The following is a 13,730-nucleotide window of genomic DNA, read 5'->3' as shown; positions in this document are numbered from 1 at the left end:
CGGAGGATCTGTTTATAAACAGACTTTCTGCTTATTTATTTTTCAGATATTCGTCGATACCTTTTGCACCAGCTTTACCTGCACCCATGGCAAGGATTACGGTAGCTGCACCTGTAACGGCGTCACCACCGGCATATACGCCGTCCTTGGATGTCTTACCGGTTTCTTCCTCGGCAACGATACATCTTCTCTTGTTGATGTCAAGGCCCTTGGTTGTGGAAGAGATCAGCGGATTCGGTGAAGTACCAAGAGACATGATGACAGTATCTACATCCATATCATACTCGGAACCAGGAATCTCTACCGGACGTCTTCTTCCGGATGCATCCGGCTCACCAAGCTCCATCTTGACAACCTTCATACCGTTTACGTGGCCGTTCTCATCAACGAGGATCTCCTTCGGATTTGTAAGAAGATCAAAGATGATGCCCTCTTCCTTAGCGTGATGAACTTCCTCTGCTCGTGCAGGAAGCTCTGCCTCACTTCTTCTGTATACGATATGTACCTCAGCACCAAGTCTCAGCGCTGTTCTTGCAGCATCCATGGCAACGTTACCACCGCCGACAACTGCAACCTTTTTGCCTGCTGCGATCGGTGTATCATAGGAATCATCGAATGCTTTCATGAGGTTGCTTCTTGTCAGGTACTCGTTTGCAGAGAATACACCGCTTGCATTCTCACCCGGGATACCCATGAACATCGGAAGTCCTGCACCGGAACCGATAAATACAGCCTCAAATCCCTCATCCTCGATCAGCTGATCGATGGTAGTGGATTTACCGATGACAACGTTTGTCTCGAATTTAACGCCAAGCTCTTTGACCTTCTCGATCTCTTTCTTAACAACCTTCTGCTTCGGAAGACGGAACTCCGGAATACCGTAAACAAGAACACCGCCAAGCTCATGAAGAGCCTCGAATACAGTTACATCGTATCCTGCCTTTGCAAGGTCACCTGCACAGGTAAGTCCGGATGGACCGGAACCGATCACTGCAACCTTATGTCCGTTCTTAACCTCTGCTCCTGCAGGTTTGATATCATGCTCCAGAGCATAGTCTGCAACGAATCTCTCCAGCTTACCGATAGAAACAGCCTCGCCCTTCTTACCGCGGATACACTGTCCCTCACACTGGGATTCCTGCGGACATACACGACCACAGATAGCTGGAAGTGCGGAAGATAAACCGATCACCTTGTAAGCCTCTTCCATGTTGCCTTCTTTGATGTGCTCGATAAATCCCGGAATATTGATGGATACCGGACATCCCTCTACACATTTTGGTTTTTTACAGCCAAGGCATCTCTGTGCCTCTTCCATTGCTTCTTCCTGATTATATCCAAGACATACTTCCTCGAAGTTTGTCGCACGTACCTTCGGATCCTGCTCTCTTACAGGAACTTTTTTTAACATTTTTGCATCTGCCATTAGTTGTCACCTCCGCAATGTCCGCATCCACCGTGGTGGGTATCGCCTTCCTGAAGCTTCAGTAATGCACGGCCCTCCTGGGTCTTATACATCTGGCTTCTCTTCATAGCCTGATCGAAATCAACGAGATGTCCGTCGAACTCCGGTCCGTCTACGCAGGCAAATTTGATCTCATCACCGACCTGGAGACGACAAGCGCCGCACATACCGGTTCCGTCAACCATGATCGGGTTCATGCTGACAATTGTGTGGATACCAAGCTTCTTGGTAAGAAGACAGACAAATTTCATCATGATCATCGGTCCGATCGCTACACAGACGTCATAATGCTTGCCCTCGTTTGTCACAAGATCCTCAAGAGTCTTTGTTACCATACCGGAACGGCCATAGGAACCGTCATCTGTTGTAACATAAAGATTGGAAACAGCGCCAAGCTCTTTCTCAAGGATAACCATATCCTTAGTCTTGGAACCAAGGATAACATCCGCTGTGATGCCGTGCTCATGGAGCCATTTAACCTGCGGATAAACAGGTGCGGTACCGACACCACCGGCTACGAATACCATTTTTTTCTTCTTAAGTTCTTCGATATCCTCATGGACGAACTCAGACGGACATCCCAGAGGTCCTACAAAATCACGGAATGAATCTCCCGCCTTCAGTGCGGACATCTTAATGGTAGATGCTCCGATCTCCTGGAATACGATGGTAACTGTACCGGCCTCACGATCGTAATCGCAGATGGTAAGCGGGATCCTTTCTCCCTTTTCGTCAAGTTTAACAATGATAAATTGTCCTGGCAGACAGTGGCTTGCCACACGTGGTGCATGCACAACCATAAGATGGATCTTAGCTGCCAGAGTTTCAGCTTTTAAAACCTTATACATGGTCTTCCTCCTCGCGCAAATTATAAACCTTTATTAATAATACGCTAAAAATCAGCATATGACAAGAGTAGATTTACAATTTCTGTCAAAATTCTTTACCACAGCACAGCGCAACCATGTCAGTCTTATACAACTAACATCATCAAAAGCCACATAAAAAACTGGTTATTTCTGTGTTTTTTTCCTTTCGATAAGGGTATACAATCGGTCCAGTGCCTCCCGGATCCCTCCTACTTCATCGATGAGTCCTTCCTTTACCGCTTCCTCACCCTCCAGCATAGTCCCCACATCTTTTACAAGCTGGGAGGTATCCAGCATCAGCTCCTCCATCCGTTCTGCCGTGATATGTGAATGTCCGGATACAAAGGCAATGATCCGGTCCTGGATCTTTTCCATATTGCGGTAGGACTGCGCTACGCCGATGAACATTCCGTTCTGGCGTACCGGATGGACCACCATGGTAGCACTTGGCACGATAAAGGAATAATCTGCTGATACCGCCATGGGTACACCTATGGAATGTCCCCCGCCCAGCACCAGGGAAACCGTAGGGATACTCAGAGACGCGATCATCTCCGCAATGGCAAGCCCTGCCTCCACATCTCCTCCTACCGTATTTAAAAGGATCAGAAGCCCCTCGATTTCCTCATCGTCCTCAATGAGAGCCAGCTTTGGCAGTACATGCTCATACTTGGTTGTTTTGCTGTGAGACGGCGCGGATTCATGACCTTCGATTTCCCCGATCACCGTCAGAAGCTCCACTTTATGCTTCCGGGAATTTCCATCGAGCACTGCCTGCCCGGTTTCCCGGATCTGTTCGTTCTGGCTCGCTTCCCGGTCCAGTTCCTTCTGTTTTCCCTCTTCGCTCTGTTTTTCCATAAAAAAATACCTCCGGAATCTGAAATTCTGGAGGTATTATATGCAAAATATTACTTTCTATTCAGAGATCATTCGTCCCAGTTTGTCCATACGTCAGTAACGTCGTCGTCATCATCAAGAAGATCCAGTGTTCTGTGAAGATCTTTGATAGCCTGATCATCCGTCAGCTCCACATAGGTCTGCGGGATCATGGCGATCTGTGCTTCTACAAGCGGGATCCCGGCTTTCTCAAGAGCCTCACGTACAGCACTGAAATCGTCCGGTGCTGTGATGATCTCAAAGCTGTCCTCTTCCTCGTTGAAGTCCTCAGCACCTGCATCCAGAGCTGTCATCATCAGCTCGTCCGCATCCATCTCGCCGCACTCATCCTCAAGTTCTTCCTTGTCGATGATGATCTGGCCCTTCTGGTCGAACATAAAGGATACGCATCCCTGTGTTCCGATGCTTCCGTTACCCTTGGTAAACGCGTTACGTACATTACCTGCAGTACGGTTCTTGTTATCTGTAAGAGTCTCTACGATAATAGCAACACCGTTCGGACCATATCCCTCATATACAGCCTTCTCGTAGCTGTCTGCAGAATCCGCACCTGCTGCCTTCTTGATTCCACGATCGATCGTATCGTTCGGCATGTTGTTCGCTTTTGCTTTTGCGATGACATCACGAAGCTTGCTGTTGTTTGCAGGATCCGGGCCGCCGGCCTTTACTGCCATAACGATCTCACGGCCGATGACTGTGAAGATCTTACCCTTCTTGGCATCATTTTTCTCTTTCTTATGTTTGATGTTGGCAAATTTTGAATGTCCTGACATGGTATCTTCCTCTCCTTGTTACCGTATATTTTCTTTCGTGCCCTGCTCATTTTGGGTACCGTTTTACATAATTGCAACTCGGTTTAATATAGCACTTATGAAAGATTTCGTCAAGAATCAGAAAACAAACCGGTCAAAATTCCTCATGTTCCCCTAAAAAGTCAGTTCCAGACTGATCTCAAGCGCATGATTCACCTTATCAAGCATAGCACTGTCCAGATGACACACCTTATCCTTCAGACGCCGCTTGTCGATGGTGCGGAGCTGTTCCAGAAGGATCACGGAATCCTTTTCGATCCCGTAGGCGGATGCATCGATCTCAATATGTGTCGGCAGCTTTGCCTTATTCATTTTTGATGTAATTGCCGCACAGATCACTGTAGGACTGTGACGGTTGCCCACATCGTTCTGGATGATCAGCACCGGACGGATGCCGCCCTGTTCACTGCCCACTACAGGTCTTAAGTCCGCGTAAAAAATATCCCCTCTTTTTATAACCACACAATTCACACTCCGATTCTGGTCCGGCTTATTTGCAAGCCGTATTCCTTTTTACAGATAAGTATTTCCACAATTTCTTTGTGTATACCATGCGTGGTACTTTTTTACCGGCCTTATGTCTGACCCGGCGTTTTCCGGATCCGGGTATTTACGGATCTACTGGAAAAAGCTCTCCTCTTCTCCGCATTCCTTACCGTCTTTGATATAAACCCGCGGAACACGTTTACTGATCCCGCAGACAAATTCATAGGAAAATCTTCCGGAAAGATCTCCCAGTGTCTCCACACTGATAAATTCCTCTCCATCTCTTCCCATCAGAGTGACCTCGTCCCCGGCCTTCACCTCCGGGATATCTGTGACATCAACCATAAACTGATCCATGCAGACACGTCCGAGGATCGGAGCTTTTTTGCCCCGGATCAGGACCCAGCCCTTATTGGAAAGCTGTCTCGGATAGCCATCTGCATAACCTACGGGGATCGTTGCCATTCTGGTAAAGCGTTCTGTAACAAACGTTCCTCCATAGCTTACCGCTGTTCCACGTTCCACATTTTTCACATAGGATACATGACTTTTCAGCTCCATTGCAGGTGTCAGCTTCACAATATCACGTTCTACCTCCTCTGACGGATAAATACCGTAAATGGTGATGCCGGCACGAACGACATTGAGATTTGCTTCCGGAACACGGATGATACCTGCACTGTTGGAGCAGTGACGTACCGGAATATGAACGCCTCTTTTTTCCAGAAGCTCTGCAAAACGGAGATAACGGTCCAGCTGCACCAGTGCAGGAGAACGGTCGGTCTCATCCGCCCTGGCAAAATGAGTAAACATTCCCTCGATCACCAGATTCGGGATTTTTGAGATTTTTTCGATCTTTACCGCATTTTCCGGAATATCCGCATATCCGATCCTTGTCATTCCCGTATCCAGAGCCAGATGAATATGTACATTTTTTCCAATGCGTGCACCTGCTTTTGCATATTCTGCTGCTGTATTAAGATCCGATATGGTGATCCGGATATCATTGGCTGCAAGTTCCTCATAATATTCCTCAAATACAAGGCCAAGGATCAGGACAGGCTTGGTGATCCCTGCATGCCGAAGCTCCAGTGCCTCCTCTGCAGTAGCTGTTGCAAATCCCCAGATATAGTCATAGTCCTGGATCAGACGGGCAATAGCTCTGGCACCATGGCCATAACCGTCTGCCTTGATCACAGCGATGATCTTTGTCCCTTCTTTGACATTTTTATGCATTTCCTCAAAATTGTGGGCAATGGCATCCAGTGATACCAGTGCTTTTACTCTCTCGTATTTTTTCATAATCCCGACTCCTCTTCACCTATAGCTAATGCCTTGGGCAGATATTCTATGATATCTCCTGCCAGCATACTGCGCTTTCCTTTTTCAGCGGCTGCAAGATCACCGCATAGTCCGTGAAGATAAACACCTAACGCGGCCTTTAAAACCATGGGAGGCTGTTCCTCCGTTTTCAGATACATACATAACACTGCTGCCAGGATCCCGGAAAGCACATCTCCGCTTCCTGCAGTTGCCATTCCGGAATTACCGGAAAGATTCAGATACATCTGGCCTTTCTCATCTGCGATCACCGTACATGCATCCTTCAATACGCACACAGAGCCTGTTTCCGCAGCACATTTCAGTGCAGTATCTGCGATCTCATGCTGGATCTCCTGGATCGTTCTGCCACTGAGCCGGCTCATTTCTCCGATATGCGGTGTCAGGACTACATGCTCTCCCAGATACTGATACCACTGTGGATGTGCAGCCAGAAGGTTCAGGCCGTCCGCATCCAGGATCAGCGGCTTTTTCTCCCGGGCAGCCGCCGTGAGAAACCACTGTTCTCTCTCACGGCTGGCCACTGATGTTCCAAGTCCCGGTCCGATCACGATCACATCACACCAGGATAGAAGCTGTTCATTGGATTCCTGATCAAAGCGGCTGCAGACCATAGCCTCCGGAAGGAGTATCTGCAGTGGGATCCTGTTGGCTTCCACAGTCTGGATCTTTACCATTCCCGCACCGGCACGAAGTGCTGCACTGGCGCTTAAATAAGCGGCTCCGCACATTCCCTCACTTCCGGTCACAAAGAGCACTTTTCCGAAGGTACCCTTGTTTCCGCCGGGATCACGTTCCGGAAACAGCTTCAGATCTTTATTTTCCAGACAGGCGGCAGATGCAGTCACAGCTTCCTGCTCATAGATCCCGATATCGGCGGTAACGATCCTTCCTGCATACAGTCTTCCCGGATAAAAGCAAAGACCTCTTTTCCGGTAGGCAAATGTGACAGTCAGATCGGCGCTGAAGGCAATTCCCATTTCCAGGCCAGTATCTCCGTTCACTCCTGACGGGATGTCAACTGCGATCTTTTTGGCCCTCGCACTGTTCATCTCATGGATGATATCAGCATAATGCCCCTCGATCGGACGCGTCAGGCCTACCCCAAACACGGCATCTACTATAGTAGTATATTCACTCCACTGCGGGTTATTCACCTCCGGGACACGATAACCGGAAGCGATCTTATACTGAAGAGCTGTCTCTCTGGTCATTTTATCTTTGTTTCCGACCATATAAAACTCTACCCGGATCCCCTTCAGATGGAACAATCTGGCAACAGCGATACCGTCACCGCCATTATTTCCGCTTCCGCAGACTACCAGGATCCTTTCGTCCTTCTGGAGATACTTTTCTGTTTCCTCTACCACCTTCAGTGCTGCCCGCTCCATCAGAACCTCGGAGGGAACTCCGATCTCACGGATCGTTGTGGAGTCCAGATCCTTCATTTCTTTGCAGGTAACAAGCTTCTTCATTCTGTCTTCTGCCTCCCCTCTGTCATAGAGAAAGCTGCCGTTTCCGGCAGCTTAACAATTCTTAATTATCCACATGTTCCTGCCTGTATTTGCTGAGATTATAAGACAGTGTCATCAGACTCTCGGAAAGATGAACGTTCTCTACGATCACATCATCCGGTGTCTCAAGATCGAGATGTGCAAAATTCCAGATTGCCTTGATCCCGTTCTCCACCAGGATATCTGCCATTTCCTTGGCTTTATTCTTGGGAAGTGTCAGAATCGCGATCTCCACGTTATTCTCTCTCAGGAAAAACGGAAGCTCACTGAGCATCTGGATCTCAAGTCCACGGACTGCGATGCCCTCAAGCACAGGATTTACGTCAAAGATACCAACCAGCCTGAAGCCACGCTTCTCAAAATCCACATAATTGGCAAGTGCCTGTCCCAGATTACCGGCACCCAGAATGATCATCGGATGAACGGTATCCAGTCCCAGGATCTTACCGATCTCTGTATAAAGATAATGTACATTATAGCCATACCCCTGCTGCCCAAAACCGCCGAAATTATTAAGATCCTGACGGATCTGAGAAGCTGTGGTATGCATCTTCTTACTTAACTCATTGGAAGAAATACGTTCTACATTGTCTTCCATCAGCTCTCCTAAGTAGCGGTAATAGCGTGGCAGACGCTTAATCACCGCTTTCGAGATTTGTTTTGTCTCCACGATAGTTTTCCTCCTTACCTTACACTAGGTTAATTATAACGAATTGACATTTTCCTGTCAATTAAAGTTGTCTATTCTGTACAAATTTCCTTATAATTTTTCTAATAATTGATTTTTTCTTTGAAATCCTGGCGGTTTCCGTTATAATAGGTGGAGGATTTTCCCTGTTTTATGACCAGACAGAGACAATTCTTTATACAGGAGGACAGTTTTTATGATTTTATCATGTCAAAATATATGCAAAGCCTTTGGCGAAAAAGTAATTTTAAATGACGCATCCTTCCATATTGAAGACCGGGAAAAAGCGGCCCTTATCGGATGCAACGGTGCAGGAAAAACAACCCTTCTTCGGATCATCATGCAGGAAATTTCCGCTGATTCCGGCAATGTTGTTCTTGCACGTGACAAAAATATCGGCTATCTGGCCCAGTATCAGGACATTCACGGGCACCATACGATTTATGAAGAACTTCTTACCACCAAGCAGCACATCATTGATATGGAACGCCGCATCCGTAATCTGGAGCAGGAAATGAACCATGTACAGGGCGAGGACCTGAACCGTCTGATGGAGACTTACACCCGTCTTACCCATCAGTTTGAACTGGAAAACGGTTATGCCTACAAAAGTGAACTGACCGGTGTTTTAAAGGGTCTTGGTTTTACAGAAGAGGATTTTGATAAACAGATCGAGACTCTTTCCGGAGGACAGAAAACCCGTGTTGCCCTTGGCAAGATGCTTCTCTCCAAACCGGATATCCTGCTTCTGGATGAGCCTACCAACCACCTGGATATGGAAAGTATCTCATGGCTGGAAACCTATCTTCTGAATTATCCGGGAGCTGTATTTATTGTCTCCCATGACCGTTATTTTCTTGATAAAGTTGTCACAAAGGTAGTGGAGATTGAGGCCGGACAGACCCGTGTCTACAGTGGAAACTACTCTGCCTATGCCCTTAAAAAAGCCCAGCTACGCGATGCCCAGTACAAGGCATACTTAAATCAGCAGCGGGACATCAAACATCAGGAAACTGTCATTGCCAAACTGAAATCCTTTAACAGAGAGAAATCCATCAAACGTGCCGAAAGCCGTGAGAAAATGCTGGATCGTGTACAGCGTATCGAAAAGCCTCTGGAAATTCAGGATCGTATGCGGATTTCCCTGGAACCCCGTGTATTAAGCGGAAACGATGTCCTTCATGTGGAGGAACTCTCCAAAGCATTTCCGGGACAGACTCTGTTCTCCGATATTTCTTTTGATATCAAACGTGGCGAACGTGTGGCACTGATCGGAAACAACGGAACCGGCAAAACTACCATGCTAAAGATCATCAACGGTCTTCTCGAAGCAGATGCCGGAAAATTTTCTCTTGGTTCCAAGGTACAGATCGGTTATTATGATCAGGAACATCATGTTCTTCATATGGATAAAACTATTTTCCAGGAAATTTCCGATACATATCCGACTCTTACAGAGACCGAAATCCGAAATATGCTTGCAGCATTTCTCTTTACCGGAGACGATGTATTTAAAGAAATTTCTGCACTTTCTGGTGGAGAAAGAGGCCGTGTTTCCCTCGCCAAGCTGATGCTTTCCGAAGCCAACTTCCTGATTCTGGATGAGCCTACCAACCATCTGGATATCGCTTCCAAGGAAATCCTTGAGGAAGCACTGGTAAGTTACACCGGTACAGTTCTTTATGTCTCCCATGACCGTTATTTCATCAATCAGACCGCAACCAGGATCATGGAGCTCACCAATCAGGCCGTAGTCAATTACATTGGCGATTATGATTACTATCTGGAGAAAAAAGAAGAACTGACCAGTGCCTATGCTCCGGGAATTGATTCTCCCGAGGCCCCTCAGGAAGAAAAAACTGTTTCCGAAAACAAACTTTCCTGGCAGCAGATGAAAGAAGAACAGGCGAAGAAACGAAAACGGGAAGCAGAGCTGAAAAAAGTGGAAGCCCGCATTGAGGAACTGGAAACAAGAGATAAGGAAATTGACAATACCATGGTTCTCCCGGATGTCTGCACCAACGTAGCGGAATGTACCAAATTAAGCCGTGAAAAAGCTGCCATTTCGGAAGAACTGGAAGAACTTTATGAAAAATGGGAAGAGCTGGCCTGACGGCCAGCTCTGTTATCATCACCCGGAGGAGGAACCTGTGAAAAAGAAACACCTTTATTTTTCTGCATTTGGTCTTACTTTTGCAGTTTTACTGATTTTATTTATCACCTGTGGCTACGCCCCTTTTGGCAACAAATCACTGGCTGTGGATGATGCCAGCATTCAGTATCTGGATTTTTATGCTTATTTCAAGGATGTTCTGGCGCAGAAAAACAGCATTTTTTATACATTTGGAAAAACACTGGGAGGTACCAATATCGCTGTTTTCAGCTATTATCTTTCCTCCCCGTTTATGCTTCTGAGTGTCTTTTTTCCAAAAGAAAATCTCCATTCATTTTTTGACATCCTGGTACTGCTGAAAGTATCTCTGGCTTCCATGACCTTCAGTATTTTTCTTGTGAACCGCTTCCGGAAATATCTGACAGAAAACACGGAATCTGCAAGAACTTTTTTTGTTGTCCTTTTATCCTGCTGTTACGGTCTCTGCCAGTATACCATTGTCCAGAGCAGTAATATCATGTGGATTGACGGTGTCTATCTTCTTCCGCTGATTCTTTTGGGGGTCTACCAGATCATACACGGATCATCCATCTGGAAGCTTTCTGTCTGGGTGGCATTGTCGATTCTTTTTAACTGGTACAGTGGTGGTATCAACTGTGTATTTTCCGCCCTGTGGTTTCTTTTTGAACTTGCCTTATATTTTCTGGGATCATCCAGAAAACACAGCCATGTTCCACGAAATGCCCTGGTCATGATATTCCGTTATGGCCTCTCCATGTTTCTGGGCCTTATGTGCAGCGCGGTTCTGTTTTTGCCCACTGTACTTGCCATGGGAAATTCCAACCGTGGTTCTCTGGACCTCGCGGCATTGAAGGATTTTTCTTTCGTCGGACAGCTTCCCACCATTCTGGAAAGTTACCACCTGGGCGCGCACAGTACTCCAAACAGTACTTCTCTGTTCTGTGGGACTCTGGTAATCCTGGCGGTTATTGCCCTTTTTCTTTCTTCTACGCTATCTGCACAGAAAAAAAGTCTGCTGGCCTGTTTTCTTGCTGTCATAGCACTGATTTTTTACTGGAAACCTTTTTATATGGTATTTTCATTGTTCAAAACTGTGGAAAGTTACTGGTGCAGATATTCCTATGTGGGAATTGCCGCTCTGATCTTTCTGGCTGCCTGTTTTTATCTGATTTACCTGGATGGCCATACCGCAGTTCTTCTTTCCAGAGGATGGATTATTTTTTCGGTTCTTCTGTTTTTTCTGGATAATATTCACCCCGGTGAACATACATCCAAAATCTATTTGACCGTTTTTTACGCTGCAGTTACCTTGATTTCTGTGAAACTTTTTATGTACAGCCGGAATTTTAAATCATGGAAAAAAGCAGTTATCACTCTGCTTTGTACAGGAATCATCCTTTCAGAACTGGCAGTTAACGCCAGCTTTCTGATGAATGATTACCATGCAGACGAAAACAGCCAGTACACCGCTTATTCTCAGGGTTCCCAGAAACAGATCGGAGAAATCAAGGAATCGGACAGTTCCATTTACCGGATTTCACAGACTTCCACAAAGATTCAGTACACTGACGGTGCAACTGCAAATTATAACGAAGCTCTGGCTTATAATTACCGTTCCATTTCCGGTTATACTTCCTCCCCGGACGATACACAGAGAGAATTTCTGGAACGTATCGGTTATCGCGAAAACGGTCTGAATATGAACATTACCAACTCTCCTGTCATTGCTGCAGATGCTCTGCTGGGAGTAAAATATACCTTGTCTGCCTATCCCGTTAACGGACTGACAAAACTGGATTCTATAGAGGCGGAAAACGGAAAGTTCGTATACTGTAACCCGTCTGCACTGCCGATGGCCTTTCTTTATCATGACAATTCGGAATCCATACAGACTCCGCAGACCGATGACCCGTTTGTATACCAGAATTATCTGTACAGCATTCTGTGCGGACATCCGGTTTCTCTGTATCGGCCGTTATCCTATACCTGCTCTTCCAAAGAAGATTCCGGCACTGACCAGGTATACACCCTTTCTGTTCCGGAGGGAAATTACGCATTATATGGAAACATACCCTGGGATTCTCCTATGGAAAATGCCTCTTTAAATGTAAATGACTCCTATATCAGCCGTTATTCCTGGTGGCTCAGTCCCTCAGCTTTTTATATTCCAACAGTTTCCGAAGCCACTTATGCAAAAGTTTCCATCCATTCAGATAATGGATATTTCATCCGGGATGGGGGCGAACAGTTTTATGCGCTGGATCTAGATGCCCTTGCCGCTGTTTCCAAGGAGATTTCAGGCAGAGCTGTGGAAGAGTTCCAGCTGGAAAACGGGCATGTTTCCGTTTCCTGTACTGCTGCTGATTCCAGCTCCCTGCTTTATCTCTCCATCCCTTATGACAAAGGCTGGAAAATATACAGAAACGGCCAGCAGATTACTGCCGGCCTTCTGGATGACTGCATGTATTCTATTCCTCTGACAGAAGGGAAAAACCAGATCGAGCTTCGTTACATCTGCCCGGGAATCCGCGCCGGAATTCTTCTCTCTGTTTCCGGAATCCTGCTCACGCTGCTGATCTCCCTTCTTGAACACAAAATCGGTTACAAAAAAATAAATTATAATTCTTTCAGAAGAATTTCCGCAAACTGCGGCGCACAGGCGAGGATGTCCTCATTTTTCAGATAGGACGGTTCCTCGCCTTTCCAGTTCTTCACAATACCGCCTGCTTCACGAAGAATAATGGTTCCCGCAGAATAATCCCAGGGTTTCAGGTCACGTTCAATATATCCATGCTCCCTTCCGCAGGCAACATAACACATATCGAGTTCTGCAGATCCGGTACGCCGGAAATCCGCACATTTCATAAAGATGTGATAAAAAATCGGAAAGAGATTTTTTGCTTCTTCTTTTGTGTAAGGAGTGGAGCCATAGGAAATTACCGCATCCCCAAAATCTTCAATATCGGATACATGGATTCTCTTTCCATTGAGATAAGCGCCCTCTCCCTTGGCTCCGTGGAACAGTTCATCGGAAAACGGATTGTATACAATACCGAAAACAATCTCACCGTTTTCATAAAGTCCCAATGCAACTGCGCTCATATGAAAATCCAGAATAAGATTTGTAGTACCGTCAATAGGATCCAGAATCCAGTAAGTTTTTTCTCTGGAAAGTCCCAGGTTTTCTTTTTCTTCCGCGATCAGGGAAATCTCCGGAAATGCTTTTCCAAGTTCCTCTTTCAGAAAGTTCTGCACGGCCAGATCCACATTTGTCACATAGTTAGCAGCTCCCTTCACCATTACTTCTTCGTTATTCATCTCTTTTAAAATCAGTTCTTTTGTCTGTTTTACAAGAGCAATTACGTTTTTCTGTTCTTCTGCTGAAATCATGACTTTTCCCCTTTTCTACTACAATATATTTATGATTAATATACCTTACAGCCAGTAAGGAATTATCCATCTTGTTGCTTAAGCTGTATAATGATGGAGCAATTGGTATATCGTCCCTTTTCTTGGACATCGCG

Annotated in this window: 11 protein-coding genes; 2 read left to right on the top strand and 9 right to left on the bottom strand. The window is 46.1% G+C overall.

The genetic code is table 11. From position 1 onward, the window contains the following. Positions 1-31 precede the first annotated feature (31 nt). The 8 genes from gltA to ACTNDQ_RS06885 all read right to left on the bottom strand — a co-directional run bounded on the left by gltA (position 32) and on the right by ACTNDQ_RS06885 (position 8,054). Positions 32-1,426, bottom strand: coding sequence for an NADPH-dependent glutamate synthase (gltA, locus tag ACTNDQ_RS06920; RefSeq protein ID WP_021650554.1), 1,395 nt, complete (start codon positions 1,424-1,426; stop codon positions 32-34). Beyond that, a complete protein-coding gene (locus ACTNDQ_RS06915; RefSeq protein WP_015524825.1) occupies positions 1,426-2,313 on the bottom strand; it encodes a sulfide/dihydroorotate dehydrogenase-like FAD/NAD-binding protein in 888 nt (295 codons plus the stop codon). Before ACTNDQ_RS06915 ends, gltA begins: the two co-directional genes overlap by 1 nt. Before the next feature lie 165 nt (positions 2,314-2,478). Then, the gene (locus tag ACTNDQ_RS06910) at positions 2,479-3,192 is read right to left on the bottom strand and encodes a ClpP family protease (protein ID WP_022426789.1); all 714 of its coding nucleotides are present in this window, start codon (positions 3,190-3,192) and stop codon (positions 2,479-2,481) included. A 68-nt stretch (positions 3,193-3,260) separates the two neighbouring features. Continuing rightward, positions 3,261-4,004 (bottom strand): YebC/PmpR family DNA-binding transcriptional regulator, encoded by a 744-nt coding sequence (locus ACTNDQ_RS06905; RefSeq protein WP_015524823.1) that lies wholly within the window; start codon positions 4,002-4,004, stop codon positions 3,261-3,263. Between the two features lie 153 nt (positions 4,005-4,157). Next, the gene (locus ACTNDQ_RS06900; protein WP_021650556.1) at positions 4,158-4,505 is read right to left on the bottom strand and encodes a type II toxin-antitoxin system PemK/MazF family toxin; all 348 of its coding nucleotides are present in this window, start codon (positions 4,503-4,505) and stop codon (positions 4,158-4,160) included. Positions 4,506-4,661: 156 nt separating this feature from the next. Then, complete coding sequence (alr, locus tag ACTNDQ_RS06895; RefSeq protein WP_015524822.1) at positions 4,662-5,831, bottom strand: alanine racemase; 1,170 nt, start codon at positions 5,829-5,831, stop codon at positions 4,662-4,664. Continuing rightward, positions 5,828-7,345 carry an NAD(P)H-hydrate dehydratase gene (locus ACTNDQ_RS06890; protein ID WP_114002417.1) on the bottom strand — a complete coding sequence of 506 codons (1,518 nt, stop codon included), beginning with the start codon at positions 7,343-7,345 and terminating at the stop codon, positions 5,828-5,830. The genes alr and ACTNDQ_RS06890 overlap by 4 nt, the downstream gene beginning before the upstream one ends. A gap of 61 nt (positions 7,346-7,406) precedes the next feature. Continuing rightward, a complete protein-coding gene (locus ACTNDQ_RS06885; RefSeq protein ID WP_441064290.1) occupies positions 7,407-8,054 on the bottom strand; it encodes a redox-sensing transcriptional repressor Rex in 648 nt (215 codons plus the stop codon). A 214-nt stretch (positions 8,055-8,268) separates the two neighbouring features. On the opposite strand from ACTNDQ_RS06885, the gene abc-f reads away from it, so the two are divergent. Then, a complete protein-coding gene (gene abc-f, locus ACTNDQ_RS06880) occupies positions 8,269-10,185 on the top strand; it encodes a ribosomal protection-like ABC-F family protein (RefSeq protein ID WP_441064289.1) in 1,917 nt (638 codons plus the stop codon). Between the two features lie 37 nt (positions 10,186-10,222). Further along, complete coding sequence (locus tag ACTNDQ_RS06875) at positions 10,223-12,892, top strand: YfhO family protein (protein WP_441064288.1); 2,670 nt, start codon at positions 10,223-10,225, stop codon at positions 12,890-12,892. Here ACTNDQ_RS06875 and ACTNDQ_RS06870 read toward each other — a convergent pair. Next, positions 12,823-13,596: an inositol monophosphatase family protein gene (locus ACTNDQ_RS06870; RefSeq protein WP_279199190.1), complete on the bottom strand. Its 774-nt coding sequence runs from the start codon at positions 13,594-13,596 to the stop codon at positions 12,823-12,825. The genes ACTNDQ_RS06875 and ACTNDQ_RS06870 overlap by 70 nt on opposite strands. Positions 13,597-13,730 lie beyond the last annotated feature (134 nt).

Origin of the sequence: Blautia massiliensis (ex Liu et al. 2021), from assembly GCF_052064225.1 — a bacterium.
Classification (GTDB): Bacteria; Bacillota; Clostridia; order Lachnospirales; family Lachnospiraceae; genus Blautia_A; species Blautia_A fusiformis.
This window is presented reverse-complemented; position numbering and strand designations above follow the sequence as displayed.

Bases quoted from the DNA above. Each gene is read 5' to 3' on its own strand.
- ACTNDQ_RS06905 (WP_015524823.1), bottom strand. From the start codon at position 4,004: ATGTCAGGACATTCAAAATTTGCCAACATCAAACATAAGAAAGAGAAA.
- abc-f (WP_441064289.1), top strand. From the start codon at position 8,269: ATGATTTTATCATGTCAAAATATATGCAAAGCCTTTGGCGAAAAAGTA.
- alr (WP_015524822.1), bottom strand. From the start codon at position 5,831: ATGAAAAAATACGAGAGAGTAAAAGCACTGGTATCACTGGATGCCATT.
- ACTNDQ_RS06890 (WP_114002417.1), bottom strand. From the start codon at position 7,345: ATGAAGAAGCTTGTTACCTGCAAAGAAATGAAGGATCTGGACTCCACA.
- ACTNDQ_RS06910 (WP_022426789.1), bottom strand. From the start codon at position 3,192: ATGGAAAAACAGAGCGAAGAGGGAAAACAGAAGGAACTGGACCGGGAA.
- gltA (WP_021650554.1), bottom strand. From the start codon at position 1,426: ATGGCAGATGCAAAAATGTTAAAAAAAGTTCCTGTAAGAGAGCAGGAT.
- ACTNDQ_RS06915 (WP_015524825.1), bottom strand. From the start codon at position 2,313: ATGTATAAGGTTTTAAAAGCTGAAACTCTGGCAGCTAAGATCCATCTT.
- ACTNDQ_RS06870 (WP_279199190.1), bottom strand. From the start codon at position 13,596: ATGATTTCAGCAGAAGAACAGAAAAACGTAATTGCTCTTGTAAAACAG.